Here is a 17,086-nt window from a genome sequence, read left to right as displayed (position 1 = left end):
ATAAGAAGTGTGATAACCATTTTTGTACTTTTTGAACGAATGTTTTCTCGCCTTATCAAAATCTTTTGAAGCCTGTTTAGGAACTTGTGCGTTGATGTCATTTAACCACTCATATCTCTTTCGCTTCTTGATCTTTGTAAATCGTTTCTGTAAAGCTAACTGTGAAACAGATTTTCCAAATAGCTTATAATATCTATCACTCATTCTTTTACAATAGTTATAAGCGAATCTTGCAGCACCGGCATGGTTTCTAAGCACTTGTTCTTGTTCAGGCGTTGGAATCAGTCTGACTTTCTTCGCTAATATCATCAGAATTTAACTCCTTTACTGTGCAATTATTCTGGCACTCACCCTTCAGATAATGAAAGGTTTGTTCTTCTGAATCGTAGCGTGTTCCACCAGCATTCTCTTAAGACTACTAGGATACAAACCTGTTAATTCCGATACTTGACTAACTCGTGAAAATTTCATTATTATTCCTACCTTATTGAATCCACCATAGCACATACGTTCGATAGATTCAATGAGGTTTGATAGATTTAATTAACTTTAGTTATAATTGATTAAATAAATCGTAACAGTTAGTTACCCTTCCCCCAGGTAAAGACCAATTGAGATTAGCAACTTTTTGCTTTACTAGCAATACTTTTTCATCTTCAATTAAAATTCCCGTAACACGAACTTGCATTACATTTTCCATATGTAATCCCCTCTTCCCATTATATTTACAAATTAATCCTTCCACAAAAAGAACATATGTTTTATAATTAAAGAAAATTATGGAAGAAAGAAGTTGTTACATCTATGCGTCCACCCTTAACAAAATCTATATCACTTGAAGATTTCCAAAACTATTATTGGTTAAAAGCAGAACTCCAAACATTTTGTCGTGAGCATGGTTTGCCAGCTAGTGGCTCTAAGATTGAAATAACCGAGCGTATCTCACATTATTTACATACTGGTAAAATATTAAAAAACAGCTCTCGTCAAAAGGCGAGTAAAGCTTCCCTCTCTTATAAAGACCTTTCTCTTCAAACGATTATTACTAACAATCACCGCTGCAGCGAAGATGTTCGTGCTTTTTTCAAAGAAAAAATCGGAGCAAACTTTCGCTTTACAGTAGCACTTCAAAAGTTTTTTAAAGAGAATGTCGGAAAAACATATGAAGACGCGATAACGTTTTGGTATGAAGAAAACGAACAAAAAAAAGACCCTACTTATAAAACAACTATTAGCGCGCAGTTTGAATACAATCGTTTTACTCGCGATTTTTTCGAAGATCCAAATAATAAAGGAAAATCAAAAGCTGATGCTATCGCTGCTTGGAATGAAATCAAAGCAAAGCCTGGTAGTAATGCTTATGTTCCTCAAAAAGTAGAAAACTAGTTCCTTGCTAGTCTTCTACTTTCTCAAATATTAGCGCAAGCCCTATTCCACCACCAATTCCTAACGTCGCAATTCCATATTTCATATGCTCTCTTTGTGCTTGATAAAACAAACGTGTCACAAGCATAGCTCCAGATGCACCGTACGGATGACCGAGCGCAATTGCACCACCATTTACATTTAATTTTTCGAAAGGAATTTGTAACTCCTTTGCACAAGCAACAACCTTTGAAGCAAATGCTTCATTTATTTCAAAATAATCGATGTCCTCTACTTTCATATTCATTTCGTTTAATAATTTATTCACCGCAAATATCGGACCCGTCCCGGGAAGATTTGGATCCACTCCAACTACAGCACTACGAACGAAACGAAGAACAGGCTTGTATCCTAATTTTCGGGCTTGCCCCTCTTCCATTACAAGAACAGCACATGCTCCGTCATTTACACCGCACGAATTACCTGCCGTTACTGTACCATTTTGTAAAAATGCGGGCTTAGTTCTTTTAATCATTCTTTCATATTTCATTTCTCGTTTTATAGCCTCATCTAAAGATCCATTAAAAGAAAGTATTTCATCTTGTAAATATCCATTTTCTAATGCTTGCAGTGTCCGTTTATAACTAAGGCAAGCATACTCGTCTTGCATTTCTCGCGTTATATTATAACGCTCTGCAACATATTCAGCCGCCACTCCCATATTAGGATCACCAATTGTTTCTGGTGAAAATCGCGCTCTATTTTGAAAAGGTGATGTACTTGCACTCTCTACTCCTCCTGCAATATAACAATTACCTGCGCCGCCTTGAATGAAATGACATGCGGTGCGAATCGCTTCCAATCCGGCACCACATTGCCGATCAATCGTTACACCAGGAATATGATAACCAAGTCCTGCCGCTAAAGCAGATAATCTTGCAACATTCCCTCCTGGCCCCACAATATTCCCTAATATGACATCGTCTATTTCTCTCTCAATTCCTTTACTTAAAAACGTAAGAAGCGGCGTTACTAATCGCTGAACTTCATAATCTTTCAACATCCCATTTTTCTTACCAATAGGTGTCCTTTTTGCTTCTACAATAACCGCTCTATTCATATATCTTCTCCTGGTTTTCAATCATATTTTTTGCTGCAATACGAGCGATTTTTCCGCTATCTGTATACGGTATTTCATCTACAAAATGCCATTCTTTCGGTATTTTAAACGAGGACAATCGTTGTAAGCAAAAACTTTTTAATTGTTGCCTCGTAGCACTTCCTTTTACGATGGCGACAGGTTTTTCACCCCAGTAACTATCTTTCACACCAATTACAACTATTTCATCAACAGCTGGGTGTTCATGTAATACACTTTCTATTTCTTCTGGAAAAATATTAATTCCTCCAAATAAAATCATGTTCTTCTCTCTACCCACTATGTATATAAAGCCTTCTTCATCTTCATAACCTACATCTCGCACTGTCATCCAGCCATCCGTAGTCAACTCTGGAACTAAAACCTTATCCAATATGTAGCCCATAAAAAACTGATCACTTTTCACATAAACAGTTCCTATCTCGCCTTTCTGTACTCCTTCTCCTGCTTCGTTACATATTCGAACTTGAACATTGTGACAAGGTTTTCCTACTGAATTTGGCCTTCTATCGCTCTCTTCATCAACAAGTGCTGTTACAAAACTTAGTTCCGATGCACCGTAAAATTCATATTTTTGCGCATAAGGAAATACACTCTTTATTTTTTCTTTCGCTTCAGCTTCCCATTTCGCTCCTGACGAAATAATTTTCATTTTATTTTCTATCACTCTATTTTCTTTATATAAAGATTCTAGCATTGTCGGAACTGTATACATGACCGAAATATGTTCCGTTTCTAACTTATCCAGTACTTGATCTGGAATAAACTTTTTCATTATATGCACCGTTTGCCCTACATATAATGCACTTATTGCACCGTATAAAAAAAGAGAATGAACGAGCGTCCCAGCTATTAAAATAGAATCTTCTTTTTTCATATGAAAGTCGTGTATATTGCAATCAAAACTATGAACCCACGATTGTTGTGCACGTAAAAATGCTTTTGCCTTCCCAGTCGATCCTGATGTAAATCCCATATAAAACGGAGCATGTTGTACATCTTTTACAGGGGCATATGCAGGCAGAGAGTTCTCTATTATTCTTTTCCACTCATCAATTTCAATTACGCTTCCTTCTTCATCCGGTAGATCCTTTACCTTATATCGCTCTGTCACAATCATAGCCGGGTTACTGATCGCAATTCTTTCTTTGAGCTCATCCTGTTTCCACTTTATATCTAACGGCACACAAACCCATCCGGCCATAGCAGCACCAGCAAATAGTTGTAAAAACTCCATACTATTTTCTAATACAATTGCTATTGTTTTATTCTGCGATTCTTTTTCATTCAACCAGTTTGCTACTTTACATACTGACTCAAACCATTCTTTAAATGTTAATACTCGATCATTTTCCTTTATTGCTATTTTATTTGTTTGTAAAGAGGCATACTTTTTATATTCTTTTGTAATCCCCATTTGAGACGTCCTTTCTTTACAAAATAATAAAAAGAAACACGCAATGAACGTGTTTCTTCTCTTTCTTATCCCGCATTTGTATATTTCCCACTCTTGAGAGCAGGCGTAATAATATGTTTCAATGAACGATGTAATTTCGTTACAAGAATTGCCGCTATAATCGCTTTTATGCAATCACCTGGTAAAAATACGGCACTTACTTTCATCGTCTGCCATATAGAAACATCCATAAAGAAAGCTTGTACAATAATACCAAATACATAAACTACGAAAATACCACCAATTATATTAATACATAATACCTTTATTATAGAAACTTCACGTAAACGCTCAATTAAATAACCAATGACAAACGCTCCAACGATATAACCAAGTAAATATCCTGCACTTGGCCCAACAAATACGCCTGGACCACCGCGTCCACCAGCAAGTAATGGTGCTCCAACTCCAACTATAAGTAAGAAAATAAGCTGACTTAACGCACCAAGACGTGATCCTAACAATCCACCAGCAAGCATAACACCGAGTGATTGTAATGTAATTGGAACTGGTGTAATAGCAAGAGCAATTGGAGGTATTAACCCTAACACTCCCATAATAGAACTAAATAAAGCGACGAAAACTAAGTTTTTTGTATTCATATTTGCTTCTCCTATTTGTAAACTTAAAATGATTTTTAGATAACATATTATAGGAGTTATATTATCTTTCTATTTAGTCTTTGTCAACTTATTTTAAATGTAGGTTTACAAATATTTTTTCAATTATTTCTCTTTATGCAAATGCTCAAGTTCTTTCCGAAGCGCCTGTTTTAAAAACTTCCCAACAGATGTTTTCGGTATTTCTTCCATAAATATAATATCGTCTGGTAACCACCACTTCGCAAACTGTGGTTTTAAAAACTCATATATTTCTTCTTTTGTTACTGTACTATTTTTCTTTTGAACGACGCAGGCAATTGGTCGCTCTTGCCACTGCGGATGAGGAACGGCAACGACAGCTGCTTCAAATATAGCATCATGTGCCATTAATGCATTTTCAAGGTCAACTGAAGAAATCCACTCACCTCCGCTTTTAATAACATCTTTCGTACGGTCAACAATTTTCACGCAGCCTTCCTCGTCAACCGTAACGACATCTCCTGTATATAACCAACCGTCTCGGAATCCTTCGACAGTACGGTCATCGTTATAATAGCTTTCAGCGATCCAAGGTGCTCGTAAACATAACTCTCCCATCTCAGTACCATCCCACTTCACTTCACCGTTTGTACCGACTACTTTCATCTCTACACCAGGGACAAGATATCCTTGTTTTGAGCGGATTTCTAATTGCTCTTCATATGATAATTCTGTTTCATAACTTTTTAAACGTGCAAGTGTTACGAGTGGGCTTGTTTCAGTCATACCATATGCATGTACGAAAGGAACATTATATTTTTGCTCAAATGCTTTAATAACGCTTTTCGGTGCAGCAGCACCACCGCATAATATTCTCGTTATACTAGATAAATCGTAACTATTATTTTCTAATTCTTGTAATACACCGAGCCAAATTGTCGGCACACCTGCTGCTATCGTTACTTTTTCAGCTTGAATCATCTCTAATAAAATTTTTGGAGTAAACATTGGTCCTGGCAGAACTTGTTTAGTTCCAAACCAAGTAGCTGCAAAAGGAAGCCCCCAAGCGTTCACATGGAACATTGGTACAATTGCCATCGCCGCATCACTTTCCGATAAAGCAGCTGTATCCGCTAAACCGAGTGCCATACAATGCAATACAGTACTACGATGCGTATATACAACACCTTTTGGGTTTCCTGTAGTCGCTGACGTATAACACATACCAGCAGGTGTATTTTCATCAATATCTTTTACAAATTGGAAAGTTGGATCGCCTTCTTCTAATAGCTTTTCATAATGATATACAGGTTCTAGCGTAGTATTGGGAAGTTCATCTTTATCAGTCATAATAATGTAGGCTTGTACAGTTGATAATTGCGATTGAATATTTTCAACGAGTGGTACGAGATCTTCATCTATAAGTAGAATGCGATCTTCTGCGTGCTGAATAATGTATGAAATATGTTGAGGAGATAAACGAATATTAATTGTGTGCAAAACAGAAGCAATACCAGGAATAGCAAAATATGCTTCCACATGTCGATGATGATTCCACGCTAACGTTCCTATACGCTCGCCTTCTTTAATTCCTAATTTTTTTAACGCACTAGAAAGCCTTCTCGTCCTTTCACCTAACTGCTTATACGTTAACGTCGTAACTGTGTCATGTGTCCGTGAAACAATTTCTTTCTTTGAAAACAGTTTTTCTGCTCTTTCCATCATAGAACTAATTGTTAGCGGTACATTCATCATCATATTGGTTATATCCCCCTTTAAAGCGTTTTCATTTTTTGTTTATTATAACAGACTTCTACAAATAATCACGACATTTTTCTGTATTTTCTGAATTATTTCTTTGGAAATAATTCAGAAAATACTAAGAGAAGATATACTAAAATTCTTTCTTACGATATATAAATAACGAAATAAAAAAAGAAAAGATATATATGGTAACGCCAAATATCGTATATAGAATGGAAACGTATAAAGATGAATTTAAATTTGATATTGGAAATTGTTCTATTAGATAGCCAATTACACTTTGTAATCCAAAATAAGTAACAAGTCCCCCGCATGCGCCTCCAATTGTAATGGCATCAGATTTTTCTGCTCCAAAAACATAGAGGAGTGGATATGCTATTGCTCCGGCATTAAGAATGATGAAAGTCCCTAAAGAAACACTCTTAAATATACTACCATCAATTGGTGTATCTGAAACTAAACCATGTACATAAAATATGCCATATGATAATAAAGTACCTATAATTACAACTAAAAAATAGAAAAGATAGTGACTTTGTACAATATTATTTCTAGTAACCGGTAAAGTAAGTACATACTTTTCATAACCTGATTTACTCTCATATTTAATAACTTCAAGTGCAGGAATCGCAGCAAATAAGATAATGAACGTAGCAATTAAACGGTACATTGAAGCATTACCAAAATAAAAAACAAATCCCGCTCCTAATATCGCTATTCCCATGAACATAAAGAAAGTTCGATACACTAGATAATAGTTTGTCAATAATAAACCTTTCATTTATTTTTCACTCCTCGTTAATAAAACACTTATTTCTTCTATTGAAATGGTTCTATGAGCAATCCCATTTGGTAGTTTATGCACATCTGATACAAGTACATTGAAATAAGAACCATTATTCCTTTTCACCACAACTATATCTTTGTTGATTAAAGTTAGTTGTTCCTCATTAACATCTACAATGGCATAATTGTCCAAAACCTTATCCTTTTCTTCATTCAATAATATTTCTCCATCTTTTATAACGATAAGGTGGCTAGCGATTTTTTCTACATCACTCATAATATGAGAAGAAAGTAATATACCACCATTACTTTTACTCACAAAACTTTTTAATTCCTCTAACACCTCCTCCCTAGATGAAGGATCAAGACCTCCTGTCGCTTCATCTAGAATTAATAATTTTGCATTATGCGACAATGCAACAGCTATAGATAGTTTCATCGACATTCCACGGGAAAATCTACCTACTTTTTCATTAGTAGGTAAAGAGAAAGAATGAACTAATCGGTAAAAATTTTCTCTATCCCAAGATTCAAACATCTTTTCAAAAACCTTATTTAGTTGTTTTATTGTAAGATGAGCCGGTAGATTCATAGCATCAAATACGACTCCAATCTTCCTCTTATTCTTGGCATTTTTATTTATATTTTCTTCACCAAATATTTTTACTGTACCGCTATCTTTAGAAATTAATTCTAGTACTGTTTTAAATGTTGTTGATTTACCTGCCCCATTGTTACCAATGAATCCCACAATTGACCCTGATGGCACATTGAATGTAATATTTTTTAAAACAACTTTGTTTCCAAATGATTTACTTAAATTTCTAATTTCTAGAACGTTTGACATCATTTCACTCCTATCTTAGCTTTTAATAAAAATAGGTTTTCTACTATTTAAAAATTATCCACTTTGTCTCTCACTTTCTTTTTTAGTTTAAAAATAATACCATTGCTATATTCTTTATTCTCTACTAAAATTCGATATATCTCCCACACTCCTACAACACGAACAAAAAGATAGACTCCAATCGCAATAAGTACAACACAGTACGGATAGTACTGCACTAATTCTCCTGAAGTGATATGCTTTTTCTCAAACAAAAACGGGATTGCGCCTGCTGCTATAAAACAAAATCCAACAATCATCACTGCAGCATACTTCTTCTTAATAATCGCATATCTTTTTGTCAATTTTTTTAGAAAGTTTTGATCAAATAGTAGTTCTTCCTTTTTCAATACATTGTATCGACTCTCTTCTATCGTTACAGGTACCATCATTGCTCCAATTCCAAGGACAGCAATGATAATGACAAGGAATGTCGACATTGTTGCATTTTCTTTAAATAATAAATACGGTATTGTCGATAAAATGAGCAAACTAAATCCTAACGCAATATATTTAGAAATTTTTTGCCCATACACTATATACCCTTCTGCCATTTCCTGACTTACATAATAGCCCTCCATATTTTCATTACTTTGCTCAGCAGTTTCTTTTAATAAATAGTCGAGTGATACTTCAAATACATTTCCAATCATTATTAACTTTTCAGTTTCAGGAAATCCTTGACCGTTTTCCCATTTACTAACTGCTTGCCTTGTTGTGTTTAATTTTTCAGCTAACGCTTCTTGAGAAAGACCCTTTTCCTTTCTTAATTTAAAAAGCTTTTCACCAAATCCCATATGTGTGTCCCCCTTTGTTTTCTTACCTAAATTGTATGTAAACATTGCCCTTATCTCTATCTTCCTGTGGTTGCACTTTGTCAACTTACAGTTGCGATTGTGTTATATAGCGGTTTTCTATACGATTTAGCTAGTTTTCTTCTATGATTATGGCGTTAATAAAATACCCTCTCCCAATAACCAATTATAACAATTAAAGGTAATTACTGTTACAAAAAAACAAAAACTCCCTTATTCATTTAAAGGAGTTTTCGATATGAAGTATTCCAATAAGGGTTAATTTGTCTTCCCCATATTGATTCACAATTTCTTCTATACATTTTTGTATGTCGTGCAACGATTAATAAGCATCCCACACAGTATATGTTGCCATCTCTTTATATAAGGACATACCCATATATATATATGTAAAATATTACTCCTCTAACTTCCCTAATAAAAACACTTTTCCATAATCATAACGGCTTCTGCTTAAACTTTTCATAATGTCGTACTTTTAATAAAAGGACATTCCCGCAATCTGTACAAATATAAGCATCTACTGGTGAAGATGTAAACATCGTCTCCTTTTTCCGTATTTGTGCATATCCGACAAACTCACCTTCTCCTATATTTTGAGAACCACAATTAGAGCATGTCTGCACGTCTTTCTGTTTCATGAGAGCACCACCTTTAATCTGTTTCCACTCCCTTCGACAGTTCACTTCCATTTCCCTTCCAAAAAACCTCTTATTCTCTTACATTTCAACAGGAATCTCATAACATACATCGTATATATACTATGAAATATATTTATTAACGGAGGAATTTTATGAGTACTATTATGACGCTCAATACAGCACAAGAAATTGAAAGCGCAGAAATACATATGCTTTCTTCTAGATTAAAGGCACTACAAGCAATAAACGGAAATCCAATGCAAGTACAAATGAAAAAGTTCGGGAGTGCCACTGCCTTTTCATCAAAAATAATTGTTGGTCCTGCTTTTAACACAGTAAAAGGCGTTACCTTTACAAATACAGATGAGATAGATGAAATTATCTCTTATTATCAATCGCTACAAATCCCTTGTCGTTTTGAAATTACACCCGTTCAAGGTACAGCTGAATTATTTCAATACTTGTCTGAAAAAGGATTTTACCAATCCAGCTTCCATACCGCTTTATATAGTATACCGAGAGAAGATCCATCCCTACTTCCTTCTAACATTTCAGTACGCCAACTAAAAGAAAATGAATTTCATATTTTTGCAGACATATATGTACGTGGATTTAACATGCCGTCCTTTACAAAAGATGGCGTGCGCCAAAATAACGAAATTCTCTACAATAAACCTGGCTGGCATTTTTTCATAGCCGAAGTTCAAAATACTCCTGCAGGCATTGGTGTCCTGTATATAAATAATGGGATTGCTTCATTAGCTGCTTCTGCTACTTTGCCAGAGTTTCAGCGTAAAGGCTGTCATACTGCATTAATTCAAAAACGAATAGAAAAAGCTATAGCGACAAACTGTCATTTAATAGTTGGACAAGCTCGCTTTGGTAGTGGCAGTCAAAATAATATGGAACGTGCCCATATGAAAATTGCTTATACAAAATCAATATGGACTGCAAAAGACATGTAATTTACATGCTTTCTCTTCTCATTACAATTTTATACATTTCATGACAATTCCTTTTTTATCCTATTAATCATTTGAATATTCAAACTAGATTTGTTACGCTATTACTAGATACATCGTTCAACTTGCAATATGAAAAGAGAATTCTAATCAAACTACAAGGAGGAGAAATGTATGACTAAACATGATCATGGTTTAAAAGAAAAAGTAGAAGGTGCTATTGATAAGGTAAAGGGTGAAGTAAAAGAAGTTGTCGGGAAAGTAACTGACAATAAGAAATTACAAGCTGAAGGAAAATGGGATAAGGTAAAAGGCACTGCTAAAGATACGGTTGGTAATGTGAAAGAAAAAGTACATGAATATAAAGAGCATAAAGAGAATAAATAAAAAAGAACTAGGATGTATGGTTGTGCCAGTAGTAAGTTACTAGATTTGAGAAAAGAGAATTTGTATTTTATATTTACCTATAAAATCATTTTAAAACGACAAAAGATGCCTCAAGGCATCTTTTTGTCTATAAACAACTATTTTACATCCTACTTTGTGAAATTTAGTTTTAGGTCACCTGTATACGGTTCATGCTCAACAAAGATTTTTATATCTTTTCCATTCTCATCCCCCTTAAAAACACCCATTTCTGTTAAAGATAAAATTTCCTTTATATAGCTTGTTGAATCTTCACTTACGTCACCGTATGGGTTTTGATAATTTTTGTTTTCTTCCATATTAAAATAACGATACATTAAAGCTGCAACTTGTTCGCGTGTTACGTTATCTCCAAAACCAAACCTTCCATCATCATAGCCAAAAATGATTTTCTCACCTGTTAATTGCTGAATCGCCTCATATGCCCAGTGCCCCTTTGGAACATCTTTGAATACACCAGTATGATTCGTTTTTGGTGTAACCTCTTCTGCTTTCACCTCTCCATTCGTTTCACTTAATAGACTTCCACCTAAAACTGCTGATATGATACATGTTTTTAAAATTGTTTTATTCATAGCTTCCCAATCCCTTCCTTCATTTAACAAAGAATTACACCACTTATCTTCCAAAAGAAGATTCTATGTGAGCAATTCATGTTTTAAATTTTGATTACAGCTAATTGGATACAAATTTTCAATTCCCCAACTTTGATATACAGTGTTACACCCCCAAAGTTCTTTTTCGTAGTATCCATATCTGCTATATATATGAACTATAAATTGCCCATAAATAAATTATTAAAAAAAAGATAAAATTAAGATAATATATTTTTGATCTCAATCTTTTTATAAAAAAAAGTTATTCTAGCATTCCTTTTGGCAAAAAGATGGTTTGAAATTATATGTTCATTCCATTTTTTTGTTTATGTTATTATGATAAAAGAAAGAATATTTCGAAATAAAAAACCGGAATTTGGGCAGAAATGAGGAAAAGAAATTGAATATTGAGCAACAATTATATGATGTGGTGAAACATTTAATTGAACAAAGATATCCAAATGATTGGGGTGGAGCCGCAGCGATTCGTGTAGAAGATGGAACAATTTATACAAGTGTTGCTCCGGGCGTAATAAATGCTTCAACAGAACTTTGTATGGAAACAGGTGCAATTTTAGAAGCTCATAAATTTCAAAAGAAAGTTACACACTCTATTTGTCTTGCTAGAGAAAATGAGCATTCTGAATTAAAGGTACTCTCGCCTTGCGGTGTATGCCAAGAACGTTTATTTTATTGGGGACCAGAAGTACAGTGTGCGATTACAAATGCTAAACAAGATATTATTTTTAAACCTTTAAAAGAGTTGCAACCATATCATTGGACAGAAGCATATCATGATGAAATGGCAAAAGAATGGAGTACGAGATAGGGGGCTAAGTTTAATTATTTGCCTGCTGAAAACGAAACAACTTCACGGCCTTTTCCAAACAGAACATCGGAAAAAGCCGTGACATAATACTTATTTTATAATTGACGGAATACGGCCAAAATGGCTCTTTTTACTTCCCTTCACTCTTCTCTAACACATACAAATCTTCTTCAATATTAGATAGTTTCTCTGTTACAAGCTTTCTAGCATCTCCAATTGCTTGATTGTATGCAAATGGTCCTACTAATTTAATCATTTCTTCTATTAATCGCTCTGCTTGGAAACGTCCAATTTCATCTAAATCTTCTTCAACGAAAAATTGCTGAATTTGTGCTACAAGCTCTTCTTTTTTATCATTTGGTATTTTTATATTCATCATCATTTGTTACTCCTCTATATTTAAGTTAGTCCGTTTCTTAACTCTACCATAGAAAAACGCTTTCCAGGACAACTTTTTGTAACGCCTTCTAGCTCCCTATGACCGAGTATATTTTCTTTCTTTATAGCAAACTGCTTCATAAACATTTTACATAAAGAATACAATGCATTCATTTGTGCAGAAGTTGGATCATATTTATCAAAATTACCCGTCATACATATTCCAATTGTATCTCTATTATTATCTTTCGCATGTGCTCCAATATGTAAACCTCGCCCTTCGACTACAGTTCCATCTTCTTCAATAAAATAATTGTAACCGATCCCGCTCCACCCTCTTACTTTTTGATGAAATTCATGTGTTTTATACACATCCCATCCATCTTCGGATGTATGGTGGATAATCAGTTTATTAACTTTCTCTAAAGGAACTAATTCATCTTGAAATGTTAATTTAATACATTTAATTTCCATTCGAACGTCCTCCCCTTACAAATCAATGATCATAATTGTTTTATCATCTGGTCTTATTCTCTTTTCCCCTTCTAGCTCTTCAATAATTGCTACATATTCACTTATACTATTCTTTCTTATATATGCAACAGTTTGTTCAAGTGGCCAATCTGGGTGGAATACTCCGTCTGAACAAATAAAAATCCCGCTCACTTCATCTATATGTAGTTCACCATGTTGTAAATAATGTATCGCTTCTTTCATTCCATTTGCAACGGAATATCCGCCCTGCATATTTGCAAGATAACGATTGTATTTTAACTGTTCTTGCACATCTTGAAAAACATGTTCTTCTGGTACAGATAACCCTTTTTTACGATCTTCTTCTCTCTTCTTTTTTGCTCGTTTACTAATTCCTTCAACCGTGTCTTGCGTTAATACTTGCATCGTTCCATTTTGAAGTATTGCAACAATCATACAGTCTCCTAACTGTGCGTATTCAATTTTCTCACCATTTATTTGAACTGCCGCAATACATGTACACCACAAATGCTCTTTCTTTCTCGTGTCTACTTCATATTCTAACATTTTGCTTTGCAATGCTTCATTTGCTTCTGCAACGGCAACTTTTAAACTATGAGTTTCTCGTAATGAGGTAAAATAACTTGCAAATAAATGCGAAGCGATGTATGCTCCATTATGTCCCTTTTCATCACGAAACGGGACGAGCGGTGTTGCACCATCACATACACCATACATCTTTTTTTCTTCATTACAAAAATAAGAATCCTCACATTCTTGCTTCAACGGGCTTTTCTGTTGATACGTTTTTATCCTCATATCTGTATCCCCTTTCAAATGAAAAAATACTCGAATTCTTTTGATTAATCTAATTTTCCGAAATAAACTGTTTTTACCCAAAACTTTCAATATCATATATAATCTTGAAATAATATGAATTTTTTAGTGAAGGACGGGAAAGAGATGGTCAGATTTCTTGGTGTTATTATCGGTTCTATTATTATTGCGATTGCATTTAATCTTTTCCTTATCCCCCACAAAATTTTAAGTAGTGGAATTGGCGGAATTGCTATTATTTTAGGGATTGTAACTCCTGTAAACACAGGTATTATTAACTTTGTATTAAACTTACCTATCCTTATTTTAGGATACATAGGTCTTGGAAAAAAAGTGATTTTTAACACTGTTATCTCTGTTATTGTATTATCTGTTGCATTATACTACGTTCCAGTAAAAGTCGTAGCAACAGACCCACTTTTATCATCTATCTTTGGTGGTGTCATTGCCGGATCTGGTATCGGCCTTGTTTTTAACTGTAATGGATCAACTGGTGGATTTGATATTATCGGTATGCTATTGTCTCGAAAAAGAGACATTAAACTTGGTGGATTCCTTATTATTTTAAATGCAGTCGTTGTAATAATTGCAGGATTCTTCTTCACTTGGGATGTTGCTCTTACAAGCTTACTTTCAATTTATGTAACTGGTAAAGTGATCGATGCTATTCATACGAAACATCGAAAGGTTACACTTATGATTGTAACAAATGAAGCAGAAAAAATGAAAAAACAACTCCTTTCAACTGTTGTACGTGGAATTACATTACTTGATGGCGAAGGTGCTTATTCCAGCGAAAAAAAACGTGTACTTATGACCGTCGTTTCTCGTGAAGAATTAGCAAGTATGAAATTAACAATTTCAGAAATTGACCCTCATGCATTCGTTAACATTACCGAAACTGTGGAAGTATTAGGTTTGTTTAGAAAAGGTTAAAAAACTAGGTGGATTTCCACCTAGTTTTTATTTTCCATAAATTCAATTCGATTTCCGAACGGATCTGACACATAAAATCTAATTACATCTGGCCGTGCATGATCATCTATTACTTCAATACCTTGTTTTATTAATTCTTGTTTAAATTCATCAATTTTTAAAACATAAAAAGCTGGATGCGCCTTTTTAGCTGGGTTGAAGTTTTGCTCAACTCCGATATGAATCTCTTGATTTCCACACTTAAACCAGCACCCACCACGCTTCTTTAATTCCTCTGGCTTCGGTATTTCCTCCATACCAATTTTATTACCGTAAAACTCTCGTGCTTCTTCTTCACACCCTACAGGCGCAGCTACTTGTATATGATCGATCCCTTGAATATAATTTTTCATTTTCTCTCCCCCTCCTCTATCCTAATATTATAAGAAAAACCTACTCCTGTAACTTACAAAAGATTTATAAAGCAATATAAGATCCCCTTATTAACACCTTACACTCACTTTTCCAAAATAAAGAAAACAAAATTTATTATATAACTTCCATTTTTTATAGAAATACACATTACATCTATATTATAGTTATGGATAGACAAATCTTTTTAGATGCTATTTGTACGGAGGAACTATTATGAGTCGTAAAAAATATTCATCAACTCAAAGAAAACGTCATCCGAACATTTCTAGACGTTTGCGAAACCATATACAAGATCGTTCATTAACAGAAATGTACGCATCTCTGTTCAAACACAATCCTGATAGTATTATTTCATTAAATTTAGAGGGAGTTATTCTACATATAAATCCTTCTGCCGAAAAAATATTAGGTTACAATTCTTTAGAATTAGAACAGAAAAATATTACCTCTATTTTAGAAGCTCATATTTCTGAGCAAGTATTACAAAATATAAAGAATACTGGAGCGGATAATCAACAAGAGTATATCTTATCAATTTATCATAAAAATGGATTCTTATTAGACGTCGTGACAAAACTAGTTCCTATTTTTGTCCAAAATCGTCTAACTGGCGTATATGCCATTATGAAGCCTCTTGAAAAATCAGAAAGAATTGAGAATGTGCTAAAAGAAAGTGAGAAGAGGTTACGTACATTAGTGAACTCCATGCCTGCGTTTGTTATATTTAAGGATCATGAAGGACGCTGGCTTGAAGCAAATGACTACGCACTTTCTTGTTTCAATTTCCACCATGTACCTTATCATGGAAAAAAAGATAGTGAACTCATTCAATATAACGAAGCGTACCGAGAAGCTTTTTTACATTGTGAAGAAGTCGACGAACTAGCATGGCAACAAAGACAAATTCTTCATGGCGAGGAATTTATTATTCATAGAGATGATTTCGATCTAATCTTAAGTATATCGAAAGTTCCACTTTATCATTCTGACGGCTCCCGTAAAGGTCTTATCGTAATGGGAAGAGATGTTACCGAGCTAAAAGAAACGGAAAAGTTATTACGAAAATCAGAAAAACTCGCAGTAGTCGGACAACTGACAGCTGGAATTGCCCATGAAATTCGAAATCCACTCACTTCTCTAAAAGGTTTTCTAACATTGCTACTCCCTGAAATAAATGAGGAGCAGAAATGGTATATCGATGTTATGTTAAGTGAGATTTCACAGATGGAATCTATCACAAGTCAATTTATGGCGATGTCTAAACCACAAGTACTATCTATCCAAACTTGTAACATACACACTTTAATTGAAGAAGTAGTTACATTTATTTTACCAACTGCTATTATGCATAGTGTTCATATCATTATGGATCATTTTGATTACAAACATGATATTCAATGTGATGGTAACCAATTAAAACAAGTTTTTATAAATATATTAAAAAATGCGATAGAAGCGATGCCAAATGGCGGAAATATTTACATCCAAACAAAACCATTAGATGATACCTTCATTTTAATACGGATTATCGATGAAGGTTGCGGTATCCCAGAAGATCGTATCTCTCGTCTAGGTGAACCATTTTATAGTTTAAAAGAAAAGGGAACAGGACTAGGATTAATGATGTGTTACAAAATAATTGAAGAACATCATGGTAAATTACACATTTCAAGCGAATTAAATAAAGGTACGATCGTTGATATTCAGCTACCACTTTCTTCGTCTCATCTTGCAATTCAGTCGTAAATAATAAAAGAAGCATCTGCTAATTGTTAGCAGAT

General features: G+C 34.3%; 19 protein-coding genes and 2 pseudogenes. 6 read left to right on the top strand and 15 right to left on the bottom strand.

The genetic code is table 11. From position 1 onward, the window contains the following. Both DN394_RS20975 and DN394_RS20970 read right to left on the bottom strand, forming a co-directional pair. The coding region (locus tag DN394_RS20975; protein WP_149294194.1) for a helix-turn-helix domain-containing protein at positions 1–309 on the bottom strand (309 nt) is incomplete at its 3' end. A 271-nt stretch (positions 310–580) separates the two neighbouring features. Then, a pseudogene (locus DN394_RS20970) lies at positions 581–700 on the bottom strand (NUDIX hydrolase); the annotation flags it as partial. A 104-nt stretch (positions 701–804) separates the two neighbouring features. On the opposite strand from DN394_RS20970, the gene DN394_RS20965 reads away from it, so the two are divergent. Continuing rightward, the gene (locus DN394_RS20965; protein WP_046957732.1) at positions 805–1,386 is read left to right on the top strand and encodes a DUF6434 domain-containing protein; all 582 of its coding nucleotides are present in this window, start codon (positions 805–807) and stop codon (positions 1,384–1,386) included. 7 nt (positions 1,387–1,393) lie between these two features. Here DN394_RS20965 and DN394_RS20960 read toward each other — a convergent pair whose 3' ends face one another. From DN394_RS20960 to DN394_RS20920, 8 genes are all read right to left on the bottom strand, one after another. Then, entirely contained in the window at positions 1,394–2,485 is a 1,092-nt protein-coding gene (locus DN394_RS20960) for an acetyl-CoA C-acyltransferase (RefSeq protein WP_098110341.1), read from the bottom strand. Next, on the bottom strand, positions 2,478–3,941 hold the full coding sequence (locus DN394_RS20955) for an acyl-CoA synthetase (protein ID WP_149294193.1): 1,464 nt from the start codon (positions 3,939–3,941) through the stop codon (positions 2,478–2,480). Before DN394_RS20955 ends, DN394_RS20960 begins: the two co-directional genes overlap by 8 nt. 65 nt (positions 3,942–4,006) lie before the next feature. Next, positions 4,007–4,582, bottom strand: a complete 576-nt coding sequence (locus tag DN394_RS20950) for a biotin transporter BioY (protein ID WP_001093321.1) — start codon at positions 4,580–4,582, stop codon at positions 4,007–4,009. Between the two features lie 123 nt (positions 4,583–4,705). Then, positions 4,706–6,319, bottom strand: coding sequence for a long-chain fatty acid--CoA ligase (locus tag DN394_RS20945; RefSeq protein ID WP_098110343.1), 1,614 nt, complete (start codon positions 6,317–6,319; stop codon positions 4,706–4,708). Positions 6,320–6,455: 136 nt separating this feature from the next. Further along, positions 6,456–7,106 carry an ABC-2 transporter permease gene (locus tag DN394_RS20940; RefSeq protein ID WP_098150336.1) on the bottom strand — a complete coding sequence of 217 codons (651 nt, stop codon included), beginning with the start codon at positions 7,104–7,106 and terminating at the stop codon, positions 6,456–6,458. Further along, positions 7,107–7,958, bottom strand: coding sequence for an ABC transporter ATP-binding protein (locus tag DN394_RS20935; RefSeq protein ID WP_098150335.1), 852 nt, complete (start codon positions 7,956–7,958; stop codon positions 7,107–7,109). A 47-nt stretch (positions 7,959–8,005) separates the two neighbouring features. Then, positions 8,006–8,794, bottom strand: a complete 789-nt coding sequence (locus tag DN394_RS20930; RefSeq protein ID WP_098704931.1) for a helix-turn-helix domain-containing protein — start codon at positions 8,792–8,794, stop codon at positions 8,006–8,008. A 455-nt stretch (positions 8,795–9,249) separates the two neighbouring features. Next, a complete protein-coding gene (locus DN394_RS20920) occupies positions 9,250–9,453 on the bottom strand; it encodes a hypothetical protein (RefSeq protein WP_000810212.1) in 204 nt (67 codons plus the stop codon). A 152-nt stretch (positions 9,454–9,605) separates the two neighbouring features. Between DN394_RS20920 and DN394_RS20915 the strand changes: the two genes are divergently transcribed. Both DN394_RS20915 and DN394_RS20910 read left to right on the top strand, forming a co-directional pair. Continuing rightward, the gene (locus DN394_RS20915) at positions 9,606–10,418 is read left to right on the top strand and encodes a GNAT family N-acetyltransferase (RefSeq protein WP_098704932.1); all 813 of its coding nucleotides are present in this window, start codon (positions 9,606–9,608) and stop codon (positions 10,416–10,418) included. 171 nt (positions 10,419–10,589) lie between these two features. Next, positions 10,590–10,802, top strand: coding sequence for a CsbD family protein (locus tag DN394_RS20910; protein WP_000160409.1), 213 nt, complete (start codon positions 10,590–10,592; stop codon positions 10,800–10,802). Between the two features lie 218 nt (positions 10,803–11,020). Here the strand turns inward: DN394_RS20910 and DN394_RS20905 are convergent. Then, positions 11,021–11,416 (bottom strand): annotated as a pseudogene (locus tag DN394_RS20905) (S-layer homology domain-containing protein); the annotation flags it as partial. Positions 11,417–11,837: 421 nt separating this feature from the next. Here DN394_RS20905 and DN394_RS20900 point away from each other — a divergent pair. Further along, positions 11,838–12,266, top strand: coding sequence for a cytidine deaminase (locus tag DN394_RS20900; protein WP_001019669.1), 429 nt, complete (start codon positions 11,838–11,840; stop codon positions 12,264–12,266). 130 nt (positions 12,267–12,396) lie between these two features. Here the strand turns inward: DN394_RS20900 and DN394_RS20895 are convergent, their stop codons facing one another. The 3 genes from DN394_RS20895 to DN394_RS20885 are packed head-to-tail and all read right to left on the bottom strand — an operon-like array spanning position 12,397 to position 13,937. Further along, entirely contained in the window at positions 12,397–12,648 is a 252-nt protein-coding gene (locus DN394_RS20895; protein ID WP_001983516.1) for a DUF2164 domain-containing protein, read from the bottom strand. 17 nt (positions 12,649–12,665) lie between these two features. Continuing rightward, positions 12,666–13,118: a peptidoglycan recognition protein family protein gene (locus tag DN394_RS20890; protein WP_097917382.1), complete on the bottom strand. Its 453-nt coding sequence runs from the start codon at positions 13,116–13,118 to the stop codon at positions 12,666–12,668. Between the two features lie 15 nt (positions 13,119–13,133). Then, positions 13,134–13,937, bottom strand: a complete 804-nt coding sequence (locus DN394_RS20885) for a protein phosphatase 2C domain-containing protein (RefSeq protein ID WP_179953658.1) — start codon at positions 13,935–13,937, stop codon at positions 13,134–13,136. Between the two features lie 144 nt (positions 13,938–14,081). On the opposite strand from DN394_RS20885, the gene DN394_RS20880 reads away from it, so the two are divergent. Further along, a complete protein-coding gene (locus DN394_RS20880) occupies positions 14,082–14,891 on the top strand; it encodes a YitT family protein (protein ID WP_149294191.1) in 810 nt (269 codons plus the stop codon). Positions 14,892–14,911: 20 nt separating this feature from the next. On the opposite strand, the gene DN394_RS20875 is transcribed toward DN394_RS20880, so the two are convergent. Next, the gene (locus DN394_RS20875; RefSeq protein ID WP_000800762.1) at positions 14,912–15,283 is read right to left on the bottom strand and encodes a VOC family protein; all 372 of its coding nucleotides are present in this window, start codon (positions 15,281–15,283) and stop codon (positions 14,912–14,914) included. A gap of 235 nt (positions 15,284–15,518) precedes the next feature. Between DN394_RS20875 and DN394_RS20870 the strand changes: the two genes are divergently transcribed. Beyond that, positions 15,519–17,051 carry a BA3702 family sensor histidine kinase gene (locus DN394_RS20870; RefSeq protein ID WP_098704935.1) on the top strand — a complete coding sequence of 511 codons (1,533 nt, stop codon included), beginning with the start codon at positions 15,519–15,521 and terminating at the stop codon, positions 17,049–17,051. Positions 17,052–17,086 lie beyond the last annotated feature (35 nt).

Source organism: Bacillus sp. BB081 (assembly GCF_008368895.1).
GTDB classification, from domain to species: domain Bacteria; phylum Bacillota; class Bacilli; order Bacillales; family Bacillaceae_G; genus Bacillus_A; species Bacillus_A wiedmannii.
The sequence above is the reverse complement of the archived record's forward strand: the minus strand, read 5'-3'. Positions and strand labels throughout refer to the sequence as shown.

Bases quoted from the DNA above. Each gene is read 5' to 3' on its own strand.
- DN394_RS20965 (WP_046957732.1), top strand. From the start codon at position 805: ATGCGTCCACCCTTAACAAAATCTATATCACTTGAAGATTTCCAAAAC.
- DN394_RS20960 (WP_098110341.1), bottom strand. From the start codon at position 2,485: ATGAATAGAGCGGTTATTGTAGAAGCAAAAAGGACACCTATTGGTAAG.
- DN394_RS20955 (WP_149294193.1), bottom strand. From the start codon at position 3,941: ATGGGGATTACAAAAGAATATAAAAAGTATGCCTCTTTACAAACAAAT.
- DN394_RS20950 (WP_001093321.1), bottom strand. From the start codon at position 4,582: ATGAATACAAAAAACTTAGTTTTCGTCGCTTTATTTAGTTCTATTATG.
- DN394_RS20945 (WP_098110343.1), bottom strand. From the start codon at position 6,319: ATGATGATGAATGTACCGCTAACAATTAGTTCTATGATGGAAAGAGCA.
- DN394_RS20940 (WP_098150336.1), bottom strand. From the start codon at position 7,106: ATGAAAGGTTTATTATTGACAAACTATTATCTAGTGTATCGAACTTTC.
- DN394_RS20935 (WP_098150335.1), bottom strand. From the start codon at position 7,958: ATGTCAAACGTTCTAGAAATTAGAAATTTAAGTAAATCATTTGGAAAC.
- DN394_RS20930 (WP_098704931.1), bottom strand. From the start codon at position 8,794: ATGGGATTTGGTGAAAAGCTTTTTAAATTAAGAAAGGAAAAGGGTCTT.
- DN394_RS20920 (WP_000810212.1), bottom strand. From the start codon at position 9,453: ATGAAACAGAAAGACGTGCAGACATGCTCTAATTGTGGTTCTCAAAAT.
- DN394_RS20915 (WP_098704932.1), top strand. From the start codon at position 9,606: ATGAGTACTATTATGACGCTCAATACAGCACAAGAAATTGAAAGCGCA.
- DN394_RS20910 (WP_000160409.1), top strand. From the start codon at position 10,590: ATGACTAAACATGATCATGGTTTAAAAGAAAAAGTAGAAGGTGCTATT.
- DN394_RS20895 (WP_001983516.1), bottom strand. From the start codon at position 12,648: ATGATGATGAATATAAAAATACCAAATGATAAAAAAGAAGAGCTTGTA.
- DN394_RS20890 (WP_097917382.1), bottom strand. From the start codon at position 13,118: ATGGAAATTAAATGTATTAAATTAACATTTCAAGATGAATTAGTTCCT.
- DN394_RS20885 (WP_179953658.1), bottom strand. From the start codon at position 13,937: ATGAGGATAAAAACGTATCAACAGAAAAGCCCGTTGAAGCAAGAATGT.
- DN394_RS20880 (WP_149294191.1), top strand. From the start codon at position 14,082: ATGGTCAGATTTCTTGGTGTTATTATCGGTTCTATTATTATTGCGATT.
- DN394_RS20875 (WP_000800762.1), bottom strand. From the start codon at position 15,283: ATGAAAAATTATATTCAAGGGATCGATCATATACAAGTAGCTGCGCCT.
- DN394_RS20870 (WP_098704935.1), top strand. From the start codon at position 15,519: ATGAGTCGTAAAAAATATTCATCAACTCAAAGAAAACGTCATCCGAAC.